General features: G+C 54.3%; 18 protein-coding genes, 1 tRNA gene and 1 pseudogene. 7 read left to right on the plus strand and 13 right to left on the minus strand.

Features of this window, described 5'->3' with window-relative positions; all coding sequences use genetic code 11:
• Positions 1-20: 20 nt before the first annotated feature.
• On the minus strand, positions 21-1967 hold the full coding sequence (locus N5098_RS05560) for a sensor histidine kinase (RefSeq protein WP_267636731.1): 1947 nt from the start codon (positions 1965-1967) through the stop codon (positions 21-23).
• A gap of 345 nt (positions 1968-2312) precedes the next feature.
• On the opposite strand from N5098_RS05560, the pseudogene N5098_RS05565 reads away from it, so the two are divergent.
• Positions 2313-2745 (plus strand): annotated as a pseudogene (locus tag N5098_RS05565) (phosphoenolpyruvate hydrolase family protein); the annotation flags it as partial.
• Position 2746: 1 nt separating this feature from the next.
• On the plus strand, positions 2747-3952 hold the full coding sequence (locus N5098_RS05570; RefSeq protein WP_267636732.1) for a Tm-1-like ATP-binding domain-containing protein: 1206 nt from the start codon (positions 2747-2749) through the stop codon (positions 3950-3952).
• Positions 3953-4014: 62 nt separating this feature from the next.
• On the opposite strand, the gene N5098_RS05575 is transcribed toward N5098_RS05570, so the two are convergent.
• Positions 4015-5841: a PAS domain S-box protein gene (locus N5098_RS05575; protein WP_267636733.1), complete on the minus strand. Its 1827-nt coding sequence runs from the start codon at positions 5839-5841 to the stop codon at positions 4015-4017.
• Between the two features lie 254 nt (positions 5842-6095).
• On the minus strand, positions 6096-7547 hold the full coding sequence (locus N5098_RS05580; RefSeq protein ID WP_267636734.1) for an ATPase domain-containing protein: 1452 nt from the start codon (positions 7545-7547) through the stop codon (positions 6096-6098).
• Positions 7548-7794: 247 nt separating this feature from the next.
• Between N5098_RS05580 and N5098_RS05585 the strand changes: the two genes are divergently transcribed.
• Positions 7795-8514, plus strand: a complete 720-nt coding sequence (locus N5098_RS05585; protein ID WP_267636735.1) for a GNAT family N-acetyltransferase — start codon at positions 7795-7797, stop codon at positions 8512-8514.
• A 610-nt stretch (positions 8515-9124) separates the two neighbouring features.
• Positions 9125-11860 carry a hypothetical protein gene (locus tag N5098_RS05590; RefSeq protein ID WP_267636736.1) on the plus strand — a complete coding sequence of 912 codons (2736 nt, stop codon included), beginning with the start codon at positions 9125-9127 and terminating at the stop codon, positions 11858-11860.
• A gap of 32 nt (positions 11861-11892) precedes the next feature.
• Here N5098_RS05590 and N5098_RS05595 read toward each other — a convergent pair whose 3' ends face one another.
• The 9 genes from N5098_RS05595 to N5098_RS05635 form a co-directional block, all read right to left on the minus strand.
• Positions 11893-12327, minus strand: coding sequence for a dCTP deaminase/dUTPase family protein (locus N5098_RS05595; protein ID WP_267636737.1), 435 nt, complete (start codon positions 12325-12327; stop codon positions 11893-11895).
• A 45-nt stretch (positions 12328-12372) separates the two neighbouring features.
• The gene (locus N5098_RS05600; protein WP_267636739.1) at positions 12373-13107 is read right to left on the minus strand and encodes a DNA-directed RNA polymerase subunit epsilon; all 735 of its coding nucleotides are present in this window, start codon (positions 13105-13107) and stop codon (positions 12373-12375) included.
• A 288-nt stretch (positions 13108-13395) separates the two neighbouring features.
• Positions 13396-14511 (minus strand): CapA family protein, encoded by a 1116-nt coding sequence (locus tag N5098_RS05605; protein WP_267636740.1) that lies wholly within the window; start codon positions 14509-14511, stop codon positions 13396-13398.
• Positions 14512-14613: 102 nt separating this feature from the next.
• Positions 14614-15873: a PAS domain S-box protein gene (locus tag N5098_RS05610; protein WP_267636741.1), complete on the minus strand. Its 1260-nt coding sequence runs from the start codon at positions 15871-15873 to the stop codon at positions 14614-14616.
• Between the two features lie 165 nt (positions 15874-16038).
• Positions 16039-16194 (minus strand): hypothetical protein, encoded by a 156-nt coding sequence (locus N5098_RS05615; protein WP_267636742.1) that lies wholly within the window; start codon positions 16192-16194, stop codon positions 16039-16041.
• Positions 16195-16200: 6 nt separating this feature from the next.
• Positions 16201-16989 (minus strand): DUF7260 family protein, encoded by a 789-nt coding sequence (locus tag N5098_RS05620; protein WP_267636743.1) that lies wholly within the window; start codon positions 16987-16989, stop codon positions 16201-16203.
• Position 16990: 1 nt separating this feature from the next.
• Positions 16991-17905: a DUF7551 domain-containing protein gene (locus tag N5098_RS05625; protein ID WP_267636744.1), complete on the minus strand. Its 915-nt coding sequence runs from the start codon at positions 17903-17905 to the stop codon at positions 16991-16993.
• A 362-nt stretch (positions 17906-18267) separates the two neighbouring features.
• Positions 18268-18339, minus strand: a tRNA-Thr gene (locus N5098_RS05630).
• A gap of 72 nt (positions 18340-18411) precedes the next feature.
• A complete protein-coding gene (locus N5098_RS05635; protein WP_267636745.1) occupies positions 18412-19065 on the minus strand; it encodes a DUF7114 family protein in 654 nt (217 codons plus the stop codon).
• Positions 19066-19227: 162 nt separating this feature from the next.
• Between N5098_RS05635 and N5098_RS05640 the strand changes: the two genes are divergently transcribed.
• The 3 genes from N5098_RS05640 to N5098_RS05650 are packed head-to-tail and all read left to right on the plus strand — an operon-like array spanning position 19228 to position 20951.
• A complete protein-coding gene (locus N5098_RS05640) occupies positions 19228-19755 on the plus strand; it encodes an SRPBCC family protein (RefSeq protein WP_267636746.1) in 528 nt (175 codons plus the stop codon).
• 55 nt (positions 19756-19810) lie between these two features.
• Positions 19811-20254 carry an SRPBCC family protein gene (locus N5098_RS05645; protein WP_267636747.1) on the plus strand — a complete coding sequence of 148 codons (444 nt, stop codon included), beginning with the start codon at positions 19811-19813 and terminating at the stop codon, positions 20252-20254.
• A 1-nt stretch (position 20255) separates the two neighbouring features.
• Positions 20256-20951 (plus strand): enoyl-CoA hydratase/isomerase family protein, encoded by a 696-nt coding sequence (locus tag N5098_RS05650; protein ID WP_267636748.1) that lies wholly within the window; start codon positions 20256-20258, stop codon positions 20949-20951.
• A gap of 12 nt (positions 20952-20963) precedes the next feature.
• Here the strand turns inward: N5098_RS05650 and N5098_RS05655 are convergent, their stop codons facing one another.
• Entirely contained in the window at positions 20964-21944 is a 981-nt protein-coding gene (locus N5098_RS05655) for a hypothetical protein (protein ID WP_267636749.1), read from the minus strand.
• Positions 21945-22158: the final 214 nt, after the last annotated feature.

Below are 22158 nucleotides of genomic sequence, written 5' to 3' on the forward strand. Positions count from 1 at the left end.
AAACATCATAGCGTCCGTAGTCATCGACTGGCCCACCCCCAGGCTATCTCAACGTTCGTAAACTCAAAGCGGACACCGCCGTCGTCTCCTTCGGTCAGTTTGACATCCCAGTTATGTGCTTCGGCCACCCGGCGCACAATCGAGAGTCCAAACCCTGTTCCGTCACTACTTGTGGTGTGGCCGTGGTCAAATACCTCTTCGCGCTGATCTGTCGGAATGCCTCCTCCATCGTCCTCGACGAAAAAGCCGGTCGTCGAAGAAATATCGCTGGTGGTGTCCTCAATCTGACCGACAGTGATTGTGACTGGCGGCTCGTTGTGGTCGATTGCATTCCGAAAGAGGTTCTCTAGAATGTGTAATAGCCGTTCGCGGTCTGCGTTGATATTTACACTCTCCTCGATAGTCAGTTGTGCGCTCTCTGCATTGACGTGTTGCCATGCCTCTACTGCACCGCTTTTGAGTGAGACGGCTGTTACATCCTCGATTGCTTTGCCCGCACGAGAGAGCGTCAACAGGTCGTCAATCATCGCTTCCATGCGCGTGAGGCCGTCTTCTATCTTCTCGAAATGGCCTGCCCCCGGTTCCCTGCGTGCAAGTTCGAGACGAGAGACCACTGTGTTGAGTGGATTCCTGAGGTCGTGGGCCACGATTCCGGTGAACTGTTCGAGCTGATCTTTTTTCTGGCGAAGTATCCGGTCTGATTCAACCCGGGTCAAGGCAGCAGCGGCGAGCTTTGTCAAAATGCGCATAATTTGGCTGTCCGTCCGATCGTATGCGTTGGTCTTTGGATCGCCACAGCTGAACACTCCATGGTCGCCAATTGGTACGTACAGCCCCGACCGTAACGTCCCCCGTTCGTACTCGTCTTGGGTTCCAGCCAAATCGTCGAAGACTTCGGACTCATTACGGCGATAGCTCCGGGCAGCCGGGACATCCTCTCCGACGTGGTAATCCGGGCGCTGCCCAGCGGCTTCGACGTTTTCTTTTGTTGTCGCATACACCCGGAGTACCGTCTCATTCTCGTCAACGAGACGAATGACTGCCCTAGCGTATCCGAGAATGTTTTTCGCTGCTTCGATGGTTATCTCTGCAACGTCATCTCGCGACGTTGCTTGCATTAACTCTTGTCCAGCTGAGTGAAGCACCTTGAAGTGTTCCTCTCGTTGTTTGAGGTGTGTAATATCTTGACAGTATCCTCTGACACGAATGCACGAGTCGTCGCTGGGCACGCGCTGCCCACGAACACGGACCCACTGCCTGCCTTCGGTCTCTAATTGCAGTATCTCATCAACGCTTGATCCCTGCTGTGTCACTCTATGAAATTCCTCTGTAGCTGTCGCTTGTGTTTCCTGTGTGTACAAACTAATAAGCTCGTCGAGTGTCAGCCATCTCTCACCCGATAACTCATGGATTGTCCCAGCGGTTTCATCTAGCCAGATTTTACCTGTCTCGGTATTATACTCCCAGACACCGATATCAGCGATATCGAAGGCGGTTTCAAGTCGCTCGCGCTTTTGTAACCGGTTCTGCCGGACGAGCGTCTCGATACGATCGCGGAGTTCGGTGTACCCAGCCGATAACTGCTCGGCCCGGAAGTACGCCGTGATATTTGCGTCTACCACTGCGCCCGGGCTAGGCTCTGTTTTTGCGCTTGCAAGAAGAGTCGTTGGCCCCTCGAAAAGAAACCCGTTAACCTCCGAAATAAACTCTGTGCCGTGTTGCTCTGGGAAAACGTATTCAACGACGATGCAGTCAAAACACTCCGAATTGAGCGCTGTTCGCGCTGTCTCAGAGGTCGTCACAGTCGTAATAGACAAATTCTCTGACCCAGCGTCGATAGCGCTTACAATGTCGTCAGTCCACTCATCGCCGACGTACAGGATACTGATGGGCTGTTGTGGTGGTCCAGCTACAGCGGAGTGCCACCCTTCGGACTGTCGTGTCTTATCTCCTTGTCCCCCTGTCATTCGATTTCACTGCGATTCAATAAACCGCAATATGCCCGACCTGACGAGACAACTGTGCTTGGAACTACTAGCTGACTGTACGTGTATAACCTTTTTGTGGTCGCGTCGACTCCGCTGTCCCTGTCTGAAGGCGGTCTCTGTCTGGCCTGCTGTGTCTGAGTAGCGCCCCAACGTTGGGCTGTTTTTCGCTTGGAACTGCCCCGGTGTTCCAGCATGGCTGTACAGAGTTTTGCAGTCTGACTCGGCAAATATCCAACACACAGTCGTTGGTAGGTGTCTTTGTTGGTTTCTCATACGTCTGGTGTGTGTCTCATAAGTTCGCGGTCACTGTGTTCTCTATTATTTAAAAACATCGAGACGACGGAGATAGGATACGACAAGGAAGTTGATATAATTCAGGAGGCCGCTGAACAGGGCATGCTCACGTGTCCATACGTCTTCAATGAGTCCAAACCACGCCAAATAACCGAAGTAGGTGCCGACATCATTGTTCCACATGGGACTGATAACATCTGGTGATAGTGGCGCGGAAACGGTACTTGAGCCTGATACTTTCGCTGAGCGCGTCCAGGCACATCACGATGCTGCCAAGGCGGCGTCTGAAACTGTGGTGAGTCCCTGTCATAGCGGACCAACTGCCTGGCCTGACGATGCCGAATACATCTTTCCCGAAACGGCTGGTGTTGTCGGTTTCTCTAGAGCGTCGAATCTCGAAGGACGTCCGACCGAAGATGCTATCGAAACGCAGGCACGAGAGTTCAAACAGATAGAGTTGTAAGATGGCTATTGTTCTCATCGGAACGCTGGATACGAAAGCCGAAGAGATAGCGTTTGCCAGAGATGTTCTTGAAGCCAGCGGTACAGCGGTTCACGTCGTCGATACGGGAATTCTTGACGAACCAGGATTCGAGCCTGATACGACAGCAAGTGAAGTTGCTACCGGTGCCGACACGTCACTTGGGGCAGTTCGTAACAACGCCGACCGAGGTACGGCAATCGAGGTGATGGCTGATGGTGCGGCGACCGTCGCAACTCAGCTTCACGAAGAAGGCGTTCTCGACGGCGTTCTCGGGCTTGGTGGGTCCGGGAACACATCGATTGCCACCACGGCGATGCGGGCACTTCCTGTCGGCGTTCCGAAGGTAATGGTTTCGACGATGGCGTCGGGAGATACTGAACCGTACGTTGGAGCAACTGATATTGCAATGATAAACTCTGTTGTGGACGTGGAAGGACTAAACCAACTCTCCCGACAGGTCATCACAAACGCTGCGATGGCAGTTGTTGGTATGGCTACCGCCGACCCTGCTGTCGAGGTCGATACTGGACCGACAATCGGTATCACGATGTTTGGTGTGACAACTCCGTGTGTACAGGCTGCCCGAACCGCTCTCGAAGATGAGGGGTACGAAACGATTGTCTTCCACGCTACCGGAACCGGTGGGCAGGCAATGGAGTCTCTGGTTCGTGAAGGGGTTATCGACGGCGTCCTCGATGTCACGACGACCGAACTTGCAGACGAACTCGTTGGCGGAGTTCTCTCGGCTGGCTCGGCCCGGCTTGATGCTGCTGGCGAGGCTGCTATTCCACAGGTTGTCTCGCTGGGTGCACTGGATATAGTTAACTTCGGACCACGCGAATCTGTCCCCGAGGAATTCGAGAACCGGCAGCTCCACAGTCACAACCCACAGGTGACGTTGATGCGTACGACCCCAGTAGAGAACAAACGACTCGGCAAACTCATTGCAGACAAACTCAACGCAGCCACCGGGCCGACGACGCTTGCAGTACCACGGGGTGGACTTTCATTGCTTGATGTCCCCGGTGAGAGCTTTCACAACCCTGCAGCTGACCAAGCGCTTGTTCGGTCACTCAAAGAACATCTAAACGACGATGTCGAACTTATCGAGTCCGAGACTGACATCAACGACGAGGCTTTCGCTCAGCGACTCGTAAAAGCACTTATGGCAGCGATGCGTGACTGAGGTGGCAGTGTTTCTGCTTGTAGCGTTGCCGAAACTGACTCAGCAAGCACAACGGCACATTACTATGACAGAAACTGGATTGTGACGACGCTGCCTCGTGGCTCATTTTCACTGAATGTTACCGTGCCATCCGAGTACGTGACAATGAGATGAGCAAGCCAGAGGCCGAGACCGCTCCCGTGGTACAGTTGTTCGATTGCGGTGCCATGAGTCAGTACTTTTCGGTCCATCTCGGGGATACCTGGCCCATCGTCTGCAACGTGGAGTGTTGAGTTACCGGAGTTTGCCAATAACTGTACCTCGACAGATGGCTCTTTTTTATCCGAATGGACTACTGCATTCTCCAGTAACTCGATAAAGGCCTGTTCGAGTGTCGACGTTGCATGTACTGCACAGGCGTCTGGCAGGTCACACGAAATATTTGCTGCCGGATATTTGTCTGATATCCTGCCACAGACAGATTCGACGATGGTAACGAGGTCGACGGTTCGCTCGCCTGGCTGTTCTGTCAGGAATTTCGTAATCTTCCGTTCTTTTTCCACAGTGCGGTTAATTCTCTGGCTTGTCGCATGAATTCGTTCAGCGTCTGTGGCCGTCTCACCGCTGTTTGCTGCTGCTATTTTCTCGGCAAACATCCCGATTGTCGTCATATTGTTGCGGAGATTATGCCTGAGCACCCTATCGATTACTTGCAACTGGTTTTCTCGGGTCTGGAGACCTGTGATATCCCGACAGATTGCAATTGTCCCTTCGATTGTTCCTTCTTCCCCGTAGTAGGGATATCGGATTGTCGAGAAGGTCGCAGACTCAACCGTTGAGAAACTGGGTGAAATCGTATACTGAACTGCGTGCTCCTGTGTGAGGACTTGTTGCTTGCGTGCCTCGATACGGGCGGCTGATTCCTCGTCCATAAACGCATACTCTGTTTTGCCCAGAAGCTCCTGTTTGGTGTGTCCAGTGTACTCCACTAAAGCTTCGTTGACGAGGCAGAAACGCCCATCACAATCTTGTAACATAATTGGATCGCCGACACGCTCAACGATATCTTTGAACCGCTCAAGTCGGTGCTCGGCCTCGACACGTTGTGTGATATCTGATTGCAGGGCGACGAATTTTATCGGCTCGCCGTGTTCGTTCATAACCGGTGCAATCGTCTGAAATGCGTGGTACACGCTGTTATCTTTTCGCTGATTGATGATTTCTTCTTTCCAGACCTCGCCGCCAGAAATTGTATCCCACAACCGGTCGAAGTACGCCGGACTCATTTCCCCGGAATCAAGCATCTGTGGTGTTTCCCCTAGTGCTTCAGATGACGCGTAGCCAGTCATCTCCTCGAATGCGTGGTTGACATATTCGATAGTCCCATCGAGAGCAGTAATATAGATAGCGTGCCCGGCCGCGTCTGCTGCCTGCTTGAACTTCCGCAGCTGTTGTTGTTTTCTGTCGAGTTTGAGCGACTGTGACCGAAGACGCAATAATGCCTTTGTCCGCCACTCTAACTCTGCTTTCTTGATTGGCATCGACACGACCTCGTCGACGGTTTCAAAGACGACACCGTCTGCAATCTCGCCTTGGTCTGTACTGATAACCGAGATATCCGCTTCTGGAAGGAGCAAGAGACACGGCAACAAAACCGATTCAGCCTCACGCTTTCTCTCTCTCTCTCGAAGAGTCTCGCCATGCGTTTTTAATGCATCCCCATCGAGGATACAGCAGTCGAAATCAGCCGAACTGACCTGTTCATCCGGCGAGACAAGTGTGTATACCTCGTGTGACTCAACCCAGTTGACCAGTAGGCGCTGGTCTCCATCTCCGGTAAGCAATGGGAGAATCCGTGTTGCCTCGGAGTCAGGCCCCGGCTCGTCAAACGACCCCTGACGAACAGTCATGATGAGACCACCGCACTGTTGACCGAACAACAGTTGAGTCCAACTGGTGACGCCTCGCTAATGATTTCGTGTACTCGGTGCCGGACGTGGGCCAGCGTTCTGTCGTTAGATACACGCTTGTCCACGTGCTTCGAAAGCGGACAGAAGCGGTCCATCTGTGTTAGCGTGTTTTGAGATCCGTTCATGATTTTGCCGGGAATGTATTGTGTTTCCTCGCTGTACCCTTGTTGGGTCGTTGTCGAGAAGCGAAACAGCTACTCCGTCTCACTACCGGAGGGATTCCACTCCGGGGTGCCCGTGAGAATGCCCCGAAGCTGTGGCAGGGGGTCTCCAACTTGAATGCCGTCTTTTGTTATTTCGAGTTCACGAAGGCTCCGCTCGAAGTCGCTCGTTCGCATTTTTAGCGTTCCGATAACTTTCCGCATCTCACCGCCGTACTCGACGTGGCGCAGGAAAACGATGTTGTCGGCAAGATTGCTTGTCCGTTCCTCCGTTGCCTGAAAGTCGCCAGTAATGTTGTGGACTTCGTTGATAAGAAACGTCGAAACACCGACAGCCCGCAGGAACCGACCAACTCGCAACAGTGCGCTCGTCGGGTCTTCGATCCCACGGAGATTTTGCTGGAAGCCCTGTGTTCCATCAATCATCACCACCTCTGTCCCGTCCGAGACTGTCTCTCGGACCATGTGCTCGAACTCACCGACTGTGAACTCGTTTGGGTCAATCTCGACGACAGAAAGCTGTCCATCTTCCAGTGCAGTCTGTAATGGGATACCGATGGCGTCGGCCCGCTTTTGAAGTGTCCGCTGGGACTCTTCGAATTGGAAGAGAACGCCTTTCTTGTTACCAAGTGCGGCTTGAGTCAGAAACTGCAACCCAGTCGTGGTCTTCCCGACACCTGTGGGACCACTCAAGATTGTTACGGTCCCCTGCTCGATGCCGCCGTACAGTAACTCGTCGAGTTCTGAGACGCCTGATGACAGCGTGCCAGCTGGCACTTCCCGCGTTTGTTTGCCCGGGACGAGTGTCGGCCAAACAGTCAACCCATCCTTGCTAATTCCGTAGAAATGTTTACCACGTCGGAACGAAGAGCCTCTGAACTTTGAGACAGTCACTGCTCGACTGCCCTCGTCGACCTCAAGCGAGATGACCGCATCGACGAGAAACTGCAGGTCGTCGTCGGTGATAGCCCCACTAGCCTGTGAGGTGAGCATCACTGTTGCGTCCACGTCCTTGAGATGGTCGAGCAGGCCAAGAATTCCTGTCCGGAACTGCCGTTCATCGCTCGTCAGATACCGGAACTCTGTTATCGGGTCAAGTAACACCCGGTCAGGGTTGACATCGGCAATTGTCTCACGGAGGTGAGCGACGAACTCCGGTTGCTCTACTTCGGCAGATTCAAACAGCGAGTAAGAGCTGTCTTCTGTGAACTCTTCCTCTGTTGGCGAGAGGTTGTGAAAAGAAATCTCCTCAGCCTCCAGACCGAACGTCTCAGCTGTCTCTTCGACGTACGTCTGTGGCTCGCCCATGTTGACATAGAGACTTGCCTCTCCAGCCTTAACGCCCGCTGATAAAAAGTAGAGCCCAAAAATCGTTTTGCCGGCGCCCGGCGGCCCGCGGACGAGAACGTTCCGGTTGTTGATGAGGCCCCCAGCCAACACCTCATCTAGTCCCTCGCTGCCGGTCGAAACACGTTTGATTTTCATTATTATATACCTGTTTTAAAGATACTTTATCTTGTCGGGCACTGTGTCGGTAGTGAATTTGAGAGGGTGGGGCGTTCTTGGAGTCGGTGTTCATGCCACTCACAGAACTCTTCGAGAAGGGTTTGACGGCACAATACAATGACGTGGGTCTTCGATAGAGTGTTGCCGTCCTATCGTGTCGAACAGTTTCGACAAGTCACCACTCACCCGCCACAGCGTTTATGGACCAATCGAACGAATACCACATATGGATATAAGAGATGCGCTACCATATGACAAACCAGCACTGAGAGATGTTGCACGTCGCTCGCTCGAAGCCTCGTACCCCCTTGACCCAACTACTATCACGGCGGCTGTGGATGAATGGTACGCCAAGGAGACGCTTGATGAGCGTGTTCAGCAAGACAAACAGCTGTTGCTCGTCGCCGAACAAAACGAGCAAGTGGTTGGCTTTGCAGACGCCGAACAGACCGGCGAATCGACGGCCGAACTCTACTGGCTCCACGTCGACCCAGCCTATCGAACAGAGTCGTACGGCGAACGACTGTTTGAGAAGGTCAGAGCAACGTTTGAAAATCGTGGCGTCCCAAATCTGCTAGGGCGCGTACTCGCTGTCAACACAGCAGGTGGGGGATTTTACGAACGTCACGGAATGGAGAAAGTCGGCGAGGAGACCGTCGATATTGACGGGACGAGCTACGCCCAAGAGATTTATGCGGAAGGTGACACAGATGCTGAGGCACTTCATGTCGACGGGACGACGGTCTATATCGACCACACGGCGACGGAGTCGGGGTCACTTGGTCAGTTCCACCTCGTTTACGCCGAGGAAGATGGTGAGCACTACGGCTACTGGTGTGCGAAGTGTGAATCGCTTGCCAACGCAATGGACGCGATGGGTCGTATCCAATGTGACGGCTGCGGGAACACGCGGAAACCGACTCGCTGGGACGCCGCCTACTTGTAAAGGACTGCGACTGTCGACCGTTGTACAACTGCTTTGGATGTTCTCCTAACCAGCCATCCAAGCGAACGACGTTCGGTCACACTTCTGTTCGCAACCTCGGTAACGAAGCTACACCATCACTCTCGGACGAGAAATACCTGAGATTGAACAGCTCTGTTTTTGTGTCGGTATCTGGATGCCAATGGCACTCTTCTTGTATTGTCATGGCTGTTTGGTGGTGCTGTCTCTGTCGGATGGTATCCTCGATATGGGTCTGCACGGCCAGTACGAACCGGCTTTGAGTTAGACGCTCAACGGGAAGTGGCTCCAGCGCGCTGAGAGGCTGTCGTCTATAACATGGCCGCGAAGTACGACAGCAGTGCCGGGAAGTGGAACAGGGCCTACGACACCGCCGATACGACTGCTTCATTGTTCCTCTCTCTTTGTTCAGGAACTTTGGATTCGTCAGCGCGGAGACCACTGCTGCAAACTCCCTGTGAGGCCGAGTTGAAGCAAGTGTTCGGTATCGTGGGTAGCCGTGTCCGTCTCGGGAGCTGACTTCTATTTCTGAAACAGAGAAAATGATACACAACTAAGTACTTCGACACTTCACTGTCATGATGAGGTCCCCATGAAACGACGAGACATACTCAAAACTTCTGGAGGTATTGCGCTTACACTTTTTGCCGGTCGGACAGTAACTGCACAGGAGAGCAGTGAAGCGGACGACGCAATCGATTTGATTCCCGCGCCGTCGGAACTTGACGGTACATTCGTCCGACTGACACGTACCGAAGTCTCTGAAGACTCGGAGTCAATGCGAGGTCACGGTGCTATTGCCAAACTCGACGAGCTCGATCCTGACAACGTTGACCACGTTGCTTGGGCCTTGGCTGATGAGGAAGTGTCGATCAGTGCTGTCAAGGGCACATTCGACCGCATTGAGGCCGGTGACGAAGTCGAAACTACTGATAGCTGGCGAGTCAGCACGCTTAACGACGAAAAGCTTGCAGTCGCAAGCACCGACGGTCTGGCTGTACTCGCTGAAGGCTCCGACAAGGAGAGTCGTATTGAGGTAGCGAGGACTGGCTACGAGGTCGGTACTGGCGACGCAGACGCCGCCCTCGACAGTATTTCGTCTCTTGATGTGGCCTTCGAGCGGCTCAAAGAGTACAAGATGTTTGTTTATGTTACGGATCTAACCTCTGGGCTCCCTCCGGTGATAGCAGAGAATCTTGCATCGATCGGGGGTGGCTTTGAGGTCCAACCCCCACTCCGTGGCCAAGAGGGAACGTTCAAAAACGAATTCGTCTTCGAACAGGCTTCTGAGGCTGATCTTGACGAAGATCAAGTTTCGGAGATTATCCAGAAAATCGCAGTGGGTACACTTGTCGACAGCGAAATAACGTTTGATGATGACTTTGTCTACGTCTCGACAGTTATCGAGGCACCACCCGAACAAAGTCGGGAGGCGTCGCCCGATGCTTCAATCCGGCTGGAGAATAACCAAGCCGACGGCACTGCCACGCTCACACACAAGAACGGTGAGGCGATTCCTGCTGACGCACTCGAACTCTGGATTAACGGCGAGCGTGCTGACGACCAGCCCGCCGACAACATAGACACCTTCGAGAGCGGTGACTCGCTTACCGTCGACACCGGACCAGTGGCGAATGTCTTCCTCCAGTGGGTCAACGAGAAGGGAACGAAGTACTTCGATTATGTCGATGAGGTCGTCGGAGAAACACTGTTCGAGTCGATGTTTGACCCAGCAGCAGAGACAGTCAAACTGACCTACACGGGCGAGACGCCTGTCGACCCTGATTTATTCCTGATCGAACATGACTGGCACGAGATGGTCGATGGAGAGCGTCAGTACAAGGATGAGAAACTGACCGAACCGCTTGAGTCTATCGACGGCGACCTGACAAATGGCGACTCGATTGTTGTCGACGGTATCACGCTGCGTGACTCTGTCCACCTCGAACTCGATATTCCTGACAAGCCAGCGGGCACGTTCGGTCCGCAGAAGACAGTTATTCGGTACCGTGCTCGGCCACCACAGATACACATCGGTCGGGAGCCCAACGAAACAACGGTCGTGGAGTATTTCGACGATACGGAACGTGACGCCGGCAACTTCCGTATTCTCGTCGATGGAGAGGCGGCGGAGACACAACTGGCCGACAAGCACGAGACGCTCGAACGTCAGGATACCGTCGAACTTGAGTCGGCCGAACTTGGTTCGAAAGTTTCTGTCGAGTGGACTGCCGGTGACGAGTCAACGGTTATTCAAGAGCGTGTGCTCAAGCCTCTGGTCAATTTCACGATTGAATACGACGACGAGAACGGGACAGCAACAATCACGCACAGACGCGGCGAGTCGATTGCCGCGGACGCGCTCGAAATCAGTATCAGTGACGAGCCAGCAGAGATACAGCCAAGTGACGAGTTTACTACGTTCGACGAGGGAGACACAGTGACCACGGCGGTCGAGCCGTTCACGAAGGTGTCTCTTAGCTGGTCAGACAACGGTGCAACCGAGGAGCTCAGAAGCTCTGTCGTCGGGGAGAATCTGTTTGAGGCGAGCTATGATCTCAAGACAAAGCAGGTCGAACTAACGTACACCGGCGAAGAATCTGCTGACCCAGAGAGAATCGATGTCAAAACGTTCGGAGCGACTGAATCTCCAACTGAGAACCCATTTGCTGAGAAACACGAAACCTTGTCTGCTGGTGATAGTGTGACAGTCGAGGATGTCTCACCGGAGTTGACAGTTCAAGTTGTGTGGACTGAAGCTAACGAGTCCTCTCAAACAACAGCGAACGATATTCTCTTCTGGTACAGACCAAAGCCACAGTACGCCTTCGACTTCGAGACTCGTAACGGGACGCTCGTTGCGAAATACGAAGGAGAGAACCCACGTCAAGCCAATCACTTCCAAATACGCGCTGGGGGTTCGAAAACGGAGGCACAGTTTACCGACGAGTACGACACGCTCGAAGGTGGTGACGAACTCGAAGTGGGTTCGTTCTCACCGGGAACAACTGTCGTTATCGAGTGGGCCAGCGACGCCGAGGACAACGAGTTGCAACGACACGTCGTCATTCCGACCGCCGAGTTTGAGGCGAGTTACGACGAGGACGAGAGCGAAGTTCGTATCAAACACGCCGGCGGCGACGATATCAAAGCGACATACCTCGACGTATACGTCTCACAGGTAACTGACGGACTTGTCGCCTGGGACGGCAAGGGAACAGTCACTGAAGGAGACTCGACGACCGTAACTGCTACAGAGAAACCCAAGCAGATAACCATCGTCTACCGCGAGGAGTCAGCAATCGACGAAATCCGCCTCGAAAAGTAACGTCGGCCACCTGAAGTAACTTTCTCGAGCGGTTACGCGTTCTGTGTCGGTGCCGAGTCGACAACTGTCGAAAGGCGTGCGTTTTCCTTGATTTTGAGACCAGCACCGCCGACTGTGAGTGGGACGCGTGGCAACGACGACACTCGAATTGTTGGATGGGAGACGCCGCGTTCCAGCACCGCTTCCCGTGGCTGAACTGTCACCCTTGTTCCCCCAACAAGTGACTCGTTGTACTCGATAAGGTACGTCCCTGCGTCCAGATTCCACCATTCGTAGTCGTCGTCGGGGTTGCGCTTCTCGCGCTCGTGTGGGCTCACGCTGGCGTCTTCGAGTTCCCCGCCGCCAAAATCGACCCGCCCCGGTGTTTCGACGACGTAGATGTTGGCGACAGTCAGGTCGAGACCGTGACCCGCTGTCTGTGTGGGTTCGTGGATGATTCCATCGACCAGTTCGGTGAACTCGCTCATGGCCAATATATCGAACACGAACGATGTTAAACCACCGTGGTACTCTCAGATGGTTCCTTCGAAGGCAGGGAGTGCCGGGTCGTTCCGAGGACAACGGCCGAACGCGGCGTCGTCGATGTGGTCGGCCAGTTCCCGTTCTAGCGCTGATTCAAGCTGGTCTACACTGGCAGGCGTCAGGTCACACGCGGAGAGAAGGCGGGCGTACTCGTCGCTCTCTGCAAGCCGCTGGAGTCGGTCAGTCAACTCACGGAGGCGTGCAGGCGGTTGGCTCTTGACCCACTCTTTGTCGTCGAGCCCAAGCCAGGCGTTTCGTTCGGCATCGACCACCCGCCCAGCGAGGACGAGCGCAACCCGCGATATGGTCCGGTGGCCACCGAGGTCCGCTGGGTCGAGTTCCGAAACGACGCCAAGAACGCGGTCACGTTCCCAACTGGAGAGGTCAAGCGAGTTACACAGTGCCTGGGTCACCCGAAGAACGTCTAGTTGTTCGAGGCGGTCGCTGTTGCCTTGCAACTCGGCACGGCGTTCCTCGTGAAGGGCACGAACGCGCGGAGCCATCTCGTTTTCTGGCTTTTGAGCGTAGCCGATACGTGTGGCGCTCGGGGTGACCATATCTCGCCGTCGTGGCTGTGTATCCAGAGATTGCGTTTCGCTAGCCGGGTCGTCTGTGGCTGTCGTCAACCAGTCGGCGACTCTGGCGGCCACTGCTCCGATGTGGTCATCGCGCCGGTCTGTTCTGTCGTGTGTGCTCTCGGTCGCTGGTGGGTGTTCAACGCTCATAGATTGTAGAGTGGACTCTCTGTCTGACTGGCAATGGGGTCCGGTTGTGTTGTCGGAGGCAATGTTGCTGGCATCTCGGTCGCTGATTCGAAGCTATTCTAGTATCTTTGCCGGACCCGTAGCTACCGTGAACTGATAGAAAAAAGCAACGATTTTATTTCGTATGTTTTCTTCGTTTAATAATATGGGGCGCATATATAAAAAACCTTTGCCACTACCAGCAATTGTCACTCCTATACGGCCACACTCTCGGCACCGACCACAAAAATCTATCATCCAAGGCCACACTCAGCACTCGCCAAGCGGGACCGAAAGCACGTCGCCATCGCGCTTGACCTGGACATCGTAGGGGGCCGACCGCTCGGCGATGGTGTCATGGACCCAATCGGCAATTGCGCCTGTGGCGAGCGTCGCTGTTTCGTCTTTAATGTGTATCGGGACAACGCGCAACTCGTCAAGGGTTCCGTCGGTGACGACCAGTTCGAACATCGCACTTCGCTTGTTGCGGACGCCTTGCCTGTCGACGTAGTCGACGTAATCGTCGACAAAATCACCTGCATCGTAGATGATTGGCCGGCCTTGATACACTTCGAGCCCCTGAAGCACGTGAGCACTGTGTCCGTGAACGACATCGACGCCCTGCTCGACGAGCCACCGAGCGAATCCTTCCTGTGTCTTGTCGGGTTCTGTCTCCCAGTTGGGGCCCCAGTGAAGCGACGCAACAATGAGGTCCGGGTCATGTGACTGTGTGCGAGAAATAATATCCTGAACAAGTCGTCGTGTCGAGGGAATCGAATTACTGAGTTCGACAAAAGCGGTACCGGCCTCGCTTTTCCCAGCTGCGTATTCCTGATACTGGTCAGTCAGTGCGAATGTGGCAACAGTCAGTCCACTGCTCTCGAATACAGCCGGCTCAACTGCCGTATTCCGCTTCTTGCCGGCACCTGTGTATGCTATCTCTGCCCCGTCAAGATGGGCTTGTGTCTCTCTGAGTGCAGTACTGCCGAAATCGAGAGTATGGTTGTTTGCCAGTGAGACCACGGAAGCTCCTGCACGCTCCAGTGCAGGGATGGCAAACGACGGGTCTGCCCGGAAGTAGTACGTTTTGCCCGGCCAGCGGTCGCCATCTTCGGCAATGCAACATTCTAGGTTGAGCACAAGACCATCTAACTCCTCTACCTGTGACAGTGTTGACCCCCAGACCCCAGCCGGATCGCCCCCGGTCCACCTTTCGTTCACACTCCGTCCAAGCATTACATCACCGACAAATCCAATACGAGCACTGGCCGCTCCTGCGTTGAGACACTCGACGGTCTCTCTAGAGGTGTGACTGCGTGAGATGATACCGGAACAACCGGCCAGACCGGCAAATCCCGTAGCCAGAACGCTTCGACGTGTCCGCATTCTGTATAGCGTGTCGGTCAGTGGTGAGTTAAGACTGTTGGCACTACGATAATGAGTGGTCTGTTTTCAACTACGGTGGCGTCGTAGTCTGGGGCTGTTCTCCTACTCAGAGTACGAGCCAGGACAGTCTGGCCGGCGCAGTTCAATCGTGATTCGCGTTCCGTCGAAACGGCCTGCGTCGACGTGAAGGCTTCCACCGGAACTGCGGATAATCCAACGAGTGAGCCAGATACCTATACCGGTACTGTGAGACAGTGCGGTTTCTGTCTCCGCTGTCAGTACTTTTTTCTCGATATCCGGAAGGCCAGGGCCATTATCTTCGATTACGAGACTGATATGCGTCGCGGGATTACAGGAACTCTCCGATAACTCAACCCGGATACGAGCAGGGTCCGAATTGTTGTGTTCGACTGCATTCTCAAGGAGGTTATCGATTGCATAGGGAAGGAGTTCGTGAGCAACGGCAGGCGCGGGCTGTTGACTCGGTGTATCGATGTGGACAGCCGGCCAGTTTTGTTGAAGACGGGTTAGCCGATTGTCGACGACAGAATCCAACGAGAACGTTGTAAGCGCTTCTTCTTTTTCAGTGTCTCGGAGTTTCTCTATCTGTCGTGCACGGTTACTCAAACTGACAACGTTTTCGAGGTGTCGTTCAATCGTCTCGATGTGTTCATTGTCTTTTCCGATGGTGTCGGCGATGAGTTCAAGATGGCCTTGAATAACCGTGATATCGTTCCGGATATTGTGTCGCAGTACCCGATTGAGAACAGTAAGGCGCTGCTCTCGTTGCTTTTGAGCGCTAATGTCGCTGATGACGAACGTTGCGCCGGTGAACGTATCATCGTGGTTGTACAGCGGCGCAGCCCACAGACGGACATCGAGAAGTGACCCGTCTCTGTGGTGACACTGCGTTTCGATTCCAGTCAGATGTTCTCCTTCTTCGAGTTGTGAAACAGACGACGCCACTGTGTCCGACGTGTCTTGGAACAACTGGACAAAGAACTCTCCGAGAACGCTCGACTCTTCCCACCCGAATATCCGAGTTGCACCTTGATTCCATAGCTGTATTGCCCCGTCGTCCCCGACAACGACAATGGCGACAGGTGCGACCTCGATTACTGAGACGAACCGATTGACGACGTACTCAACGGTAGTGGTGAGAATATCGACCTCCTCCTGTGGCGTCAGTTCACGGTGAAGAATCGTCACGAGGTCAGCCACGAGTTGATCAAGCAACTCTTCACGGTCCGTCGTTGCGTGTGATTGATAGGTTTTAAGCAGTAGCTGTTGGGCCTCACTATGGCCCTGTGTGTCGAGCACGTCGAACAGCGCACCGACAAGTTGCTCTCTATGCTTGCTCATCTTATCAGCACATCGTTGTGGCAGTTTGTGGCCGCTGAGGAACAGTGACCGTCCAGAACCGAGTTGCAACGAGCGGAGGTACTCGTCGAAAGTCTAACGTGATATCTTCTCTCATCGGACACTCCGGCGGAATCGACCCCTGTCAGCCCCGGCCAGAACCACTTCTCACTCTTTGGATGCGTTCTCATTGGTGTTTTGGCTCCGAGTTGTGTCCGACAACGTGTCATTTTCGTCGTCATCGACGCTATCGGCTGAGCCAAACAATGCGAGATAGAGCCACGATTTTAGTTGGCCGCGTTGTCGGCGAGGACCTGGACTCATCAGATATCAGGCCCTCCGGAGTAGGTGCTGACGAACGACATCCTGACATTCAGCACATACCGTGTACAAACGTGTCAGGGTGGACAGAATGGGATACTCAACTGGAAGATCCTGATAGAGATACGAAACCAGTTGCTCGTGTTGAATCCCGATATCGGCACTTTCGCTGGTACTCGTTTGTATAAACGCCTGCCGTTGCTGAACAAGTTCGTCACAGCGGTCACGATATCTACACAATCTCTCATGCCGCTCTCGTAACTCGTCGAACCCCTCGTCAGTCAGTGGTGTCTGGTCTACAGTCACTATCCACTGGGTCATCTCGTCGACAGCCTCACAGGCAGCGTCGATACGGGTTGTCTCATCTGTAAGCACTTGACTGAATATCGAGACCTCTGCTCGGCGCGCATTCGCTTCCGAGAGGAGTATCTCTTTGAGCTCTGTGGAGAAACTGGTTTCTGTTGTCGGGGCAAGTGCCACCGCAACTGAGTTCGTAAATTCGCTTCGAATCGTCTCAAGCAACGATTCGGAGCCGTCGATATCGTTGAGACTGTGTGGATGGACCGTCTCCGCAAAAGCGGTCCGCACTGCTCGGCAACGGTCATCCGCCGACGAGTCAGCACCAAAATGCCCACCGCCAGTAGCCGTGATACCGGGGGCTGTCGACGACGGCGACTCGACGGAAAGCTCGGTCACTCGGTCGATAAACGAATCAAATCCGTCGATTTTGCCATCCACGATTTCCTGTTCATCTTCAACACGAACGCGTGCCTGGTTGATATTTTCTTTTATTGACATACTATTGGTTTGCAGTTATTGGGGCGGTAGCGAGACCATTCGGTTCTGCTGTCTCTGCGAAGACAAATGTGGCTTGCCAGCTATTGTTCTGTTCGACGACGCGAATCGAAGCGGGGGGGTGACTGGGCCGGCGACGGTACAACTCAATTGCGATTGGAAGAACAGGGAGTCGGCCACGCTGGGGCGTAAGTTCGTACTCCGACAGCTGGACGACAACTGACCGGGCACCTTTGTTCGGGTGGAGAGACCATGGTGAGCAAGTGTGGCTCCCGAGCAGTCCTCGTTCTTCGAGCGCATTGAGTGTCACTGAGAGGGGCTTGTGTGAGATGTCGGTCGGCCCGACTCGGGTTGCGGCTTCCGTGAGCACTTGCCCCTGTTTGGCAGGCTCCAGTCGGCTATCTAATTCTGTCGCGATACCTTCAAGCAGACACAGACAGAGGTCGTCCGGGTTGTCAATTGACTCGGCCAACTCGAAATAGGCATCCATAACTGCTGTTTCGACGGTCTCGAACTCAAAATCAGAGAGCGTCTCGAAGACGGCCGCTGCCACCCGGTGACAGAACTCGACACGTTCGGGACACGCTAGGTCAAGCGAAGAGCCGTTGAGTACTGGTTCTGAAAGGGTTTGATACCCTCCACACCCCTGGTTGTCGCTGCGTTCCGTTCTCAATGACTCCAGTTCTTGACAGACAATCAGATCGTAGTACGGAACTTGTGGGTCGTACCGCCGGAGTGCGGTTCGATACTGTTCGGTAGCACGAGCCGCGCTCCGTGCGGTCGCCCGGTCGTCGAATCGCTTTCCAGCGGCTGGCACTGGCCGTTCACGTGTCCGGCTGCAGGCAATATAGTAATCGCCTGATTCGCTGGCAAGTTGCTCGATATGCGCTCTAATTTCTGAGAGTGTCGTTCCGACCATATGTTGGCTTATCTCCGTGTCTGCCTGATTTTCGCGTATGCCGCCCGTTTGCGTGAGTTATTGTTGGCTGTCGCCTCTCTGCGTGTGGTCCGAGTTGAACCGATTACTTCGGCACCTATGATTTAGGACAACCTAAAACAATAAAACGACTTCGGTTTTGGCAAGCCTAAAAAGTAATACACAGACAGTAAGCATGCTATGCACTATTTGTTGTTTACTATGGCGTGGTGTGGTCTCGTTCTATTGTCGCAGATTCTCTTGAGAAAGGCTACAGTACCCGTGGGCCGATAACTGCTTTCGAATCCCAACAGAGGTGAATACAACAGATAGTCGTCGCTGTTCAGCCGTCAAGTTGTGAAAAGAGCCTAGGCCGGAATTTGAATCCGGGGTCTCGTCCTTACCAAGGACGCGCTTTACCGCTAAGCTACCCAGGCGCGCATCACTTTGTTACCGCGATTGGTCTTTGAACGTTTCGATTTGAGCGCAGATTGTGGCGCGTCCACATACTACTCATCGTACTCGTCGACTTCAGTTGCCTCAGGCGCGCTAGCAAGCGTCTTTAACCGCTCTTCGACGCCTTCGAGTGCTGGCTCGGGCTCGGAAAGCGGTTGGGTCCCGATGTCCCGCGCAAGGCTCTCCCCGTACGCGGTAATCGACGGTGGGACCGTCTGGAGTGCCATATCCGCGCCCGCGTTGACCGCGAGCGCGATGAAATCTTCTTCCAGCGAATACTCTTGTTCAGTTAGCTCACCGTTTTGGTCGTATGTCTGGTATCGCCCAAAGCGTCGTGCCGCCTCAACGGCTTGGTCTGTCACGCCTGAATCAGCGAGGTAGTAATACCCCCTGGAAACCAGGACGGCTGCAGCCAGTAAGTCAAGGTAGTAATTTCTCTGATTACTGTCTTGGGTCCATAACTCATCCGAGAGAATCGAGCGTGTCAGCCGAAGCCCCTCGTAGGTGAGCTGGACGCCTGCAGCGTGAAGTGCACAGGAGGCCTCGTCGAATGACGGTTCGAGTACCCGTGCAGTCCGAACCGTGAGGATAGCTGGTGTCAGAGACACGTCGCCGAGCGTGTTCCGGAGATGGGCCTGGAACGCAGGCGGCTCGACGTCCGCAAGCGAATGCGCCAGTGTCTCTCTGACGACGGAAACTTCTGTCACTGTCCGTACCTTGGTGAAGGAGCTAAAAAGCTCTTTGAAACTACCCTTACATCACCGGAAGACCCAGACAGCCAATCATTGGGGGGTCAATGACCTCGTCTGGGGTCTCTCGTGGGGTCGGCGTGCACAACAGGAAAGTACTCCCGGGACGGACTGGGCCATGTGCAACGTCTCGAAATCAGCACCGACGTGTACCTCCCTCCCGAGGATGTTTACGAATTTCTCCTCGATTTCCCGCGGTACGCACGCTACTCGAAGTATCTCGACCGTGTCGAACAGTACGGTGACGGAGACCCCGGCACCGAGTACGACCTCGTCTTTTCGTGGTGGAAACTCTCCTATACCGCACGCTCTGCGGTCACTGATGTCGAGCCGCCGTGGCGTATCGACTGGGAAACTGTCAAAGATATCGACGCCAACGGGTACTGGCGCGTCGAGACGGCTGACGAACAGGTGGATGACGACACTGAACCGGCCTGTGAGGTGTTTTTCATCGTCGAGTTCGATACATCAACCGCGACACGGGACGCGTTCACGCTTCCACGTTTGATTTCTTTCGATGCGATTCTTGACCGCGTTATCCCGAAGATTCAAACCGAGGGCCGAAGAGTTGTCGAACGGGTCGTCGCCGACCTTGAGGGAAAAGAACGTGATGTCGAGTTACGCGTCCACGAAACGCCATCACTCTGAGTCGGTTGCTGGATGATAAACAAGGGTTAATTACCGGAGTACCCTACATAACTGTATGACTGTCGAGGTGGAGCGCGCGTTTGACGTCGAAGCGCCGATTGATGTGGTCTGGCCACTGTTGTCTGACGAAGAGACAAGAGCAGAGACAATCGGCGTTGTCGATTCCTACGAGGTCCGCGGTAAGAGCGGTCACAACAACGTTATCTGGAATCTTAGCTTACCGATTCCTGTTATCAGCTCTACAGTCTCGGTCCGGACACGAGATGTCGAACGCGACCCACCAAACTATGTCAAGTTCGCTGGCACATCGAAGGTAATGACTGTCACCGGCGAACACGAACTGAGCGAGACGGAAACTGGATGTCACGTTGTCAACCGGTTTGTTGTTGACGGAAAAGTGCCTGGCATTGAGAGTTTCTTCAAGCGGAATATCGACACGGAAATCAGCAATTTCGAGCAGGCAATTCAGGACAGTGCGGCAGATGTCGAGGAGATCTGAGGTGATTGACACAAGTGTCGACGGCTCGGTTCGGGTAGTTACACTTGACCGGCCGGCTGCGAAGAATGCGCTCACTCCAGCAGGACTCGACGCGCTAGAAGCAGCCTTTGAAGATGCTACGGAGCCAGTGGTCTACCTGCATGGCGCTGGTCGTGCGTTCTGTGCTGGGGCTGACCTTGATACCGTTGCATCTCTCGACCGCGAGTCAGCAGTTGACTTCGCCGAGCACGGTCAGCGTGTGGCCCGAACAATCGAACAGTACGACGGTGCCGTCGTTGCCGGTATCGACGGTCCGGCACGAGGTGGCGGTGTAGAACTAGCGCTTGCCTGTGACCTTCGTGTTGGGACGCCGGAGGCAACGCTGGCCGAAAGCGGTGTGTCGCTGGGCCTGTTTGGCGCGTGGGGTGGGACGGCACGGCTCCCTGCTATTGTCGGTGAAAGTATAGCACTAGATATCGCACTCTCGGGGCGCGTTCTCTCAGCACAAGACGCTCTCGACGCGGGAGTACTCAGCCGCGTCAGCGCTGAACCGAGAGCTGTCGCTGACGAACTCGCGGCCAACGACGAGACGGCACTCCGAACAATCAAGCACAGAGTCAGAGATACGGCTCCACAGGCTGAACAAGAAACGCGCGAAGCGGCAGCGTTTGGCGAACTTATCGAACGTCCTGACGTTCCCCACCGTTTCGATGAGTGATTGTTTTCTTTCTCACGGGACGGTTTCAAATGGTCGAATGGTCCACTCACCGTCACGGTACGCCTGCAGATAGTAGCTGATTCCTGGCTGGTGGGCAGCGCCAGTGATGATATGGACTGGCGTGTCTTCGGGAGCGTTGTAGAGCACATATGCAACAATCCGCTCGTTGCGCGCGTGCGTGAACAGTTCGAGTTCAGGGTCATGTCGTCGCAACCACTCACGTTCGAGGGGTTGTGGCAGAAACACTGTCTCGTAGTACTGTTGTAACTCCACGAGCTGGGACGGGTTAGCAGCAGCCTGCTGAGAGAGTTGGAACGAGACGAAATCCTCGCCAGTTGCAAGCTCCTCATGTGAGGTCAGAAACCCCGATGCGATATCACCCAAAGCAGCAGTGAACCGGTCGCCGTACATGTTCTTCCCGGCGTCGATGAGCGTGAATGTCCGTTCGCGAAATTCTGAGGCGACCGACCGGAGGTCTGCTCCGAGACGCTCGTCAGCGGCAAACTCTCGGTTAATCTCTCCCGGTATGTGCGAATCGATATTCTGTTCGCGACAGTGATGCATTGCCCACCGGTAGTCGTCGACCTGACAGACATCGTCCATATCTGCAAAGTACATTGGGCGGATACCCTGTTCACAGTATACCGCGGCCCCGTTGTCGAGGTAATTTGTGATATGCTTGCGGAGGAAGCACCGCTCTTTTTGCGTATCGGCGTGCGTAACGCCGTGGACGAACACCGGTCGGCCATCGACGGCGACTCGTGTCCCTGGTATCGTACTCTCTGTGCTCTTTGGGCCGTCTATTTCCCGTCTGTGGAGTATTTTCCAGCGTTCTTTTGCCTTGAGGTAGGCATCGTGTTCTGACACCGTGTCGATAATCGACGTGAGTGCGTCGAGTGTGTCAGCGTTGCGGACTGCATCGAGCCATGTCCGCTCTTTTCCCGTCAGACTGCCGCCGCCTGCTTTTTTGGCTGTGTCTGACTCGTCGGCCATGCTGTTACATTTTGCTGTGGTCATAGTAAACCGTTGTCCTGACAGCCGTGCCTACAGTAGCCTGTCTCGTGCATTGATCATAGACTGTCTGTCGCGTATCTAACTGAGGAACTATCTTCGCATAACTTTCTGATCTGTCGTGTCAATTCATTCTGTCTGTCTCATTACCGCCAGTCGCCAGTACAGTTTTGGTGACTGCGAACCGAGTCAGTGG

Source organism: Halovenus rubra, assembly GCF_026586665.1.
In the GTDB taxonomy this organism is placed as follows: domain Archaea; phylum Halobacteriota; class Halobacteria; order Halobacteriales; family Haloarculaceae; genus Halovenus; species Halovenus rubra.

Coding starts and splice junctions, on each gene's coding strand:
- N5098_RS05560 (WP_267636731.1), bottom strand. CDS start 1,967: ATGACAGGGGGACAAGGAGATAAGACACGACAGTCCGAAGGGTGGCAC.
- N5098_RS05570 (WP_267636732.1), top strand. CDS start 2,747: ATGGCTATTGTTCTCATCGGAACGCTGGATACGAAAGCCGAAGAGATA.
- N5098_RS05575 (WP_267636733.1), bottom strand. CDS start 5,841: ATGACTGTTCGTCAGGGGTCGTTTGACGAGCCGGGGCCTGACTCCGAG.
- N5098_RS05580 (WP_267636734.1), bottom strand. CDS start 7,547: ATGAAAATCAAACGTGTTTCGACCGGCAGCGAGGGACTAGATGAGGTG.
- N5098_RS05585 (WP_267636735.1), top strand. CDS start 7,795: ATGGATATAAGAGATGCGCTACCATATGACAAACCAGCACTGAGAGAT.
- N5098_RS05590 (WP_267636736.1), top strand. CDS start 9,125: ATGAAACGACGAGACATACTCAAAACTTCTGGAGGTATTGCGCTTACA.
- N5098_RS05595 (WP_267636737.1), bottom strand. CDS start 12,327: ATGAGCGAGTTCACCGAACTGGTCGATGGAATCATCCACGAACCCACA.
- N5098_RS05600 (WP_267636739.1), bottom strand. CDS start 13,107: ATGAGCGTTGAACACCCACCAGCGACCGAGAGCACACACGACAGAACA.
- N5098_RS05605 (WP_267636740.1), bottom strand. CDS start 14,511: ATGCGGACACGTCGAAGCGTTCTGGCTACGGGATTTGCCGGTCTGGCC.
- N5098_RS05610 (WP_267636741.1), bottom strand. CDS start 15,873: ATGAGCAAGCATAGAGAGCAACTTGTCGGTGCGCTGTTCGACGTGCTC.
- N5098_RS05615 (WP_267636742.1), bottom strand. CDS start 16,194: ATGAGTCCAGGTCCTCGCCGACAACGCGGCCAACTAAAATCGTGGCTC.
- N5098_RS05620 (WP_267636743.1), bottom strand. CDS start 16,989: ATGTCAATAAAAGAAAATATCAACCAGGCACGCGTTCGTGTTGAAGAT.
- N5098_RS05625 (WP_267636744.1), bottom strand. CDS start 17,905: ATGGTCGGAACGACACTCTCAGAAATTAGAGCGCATATCGAGCAACTT.
- N5098_RS05645 (WP_267636747.1), top strand. CDS start 19,811: ATGACTGTCGAGGTGGAGCGCGCGTTTGACGTCGAAGCGCCGATTGAT.
- N5098_RS05655 (WP_267636749.1), bottom strand. CDS start 21,944: ATGGCCGACGAGTCAGACACAGCCAAAAAAGCAGGCGGCGGCAGTCTG.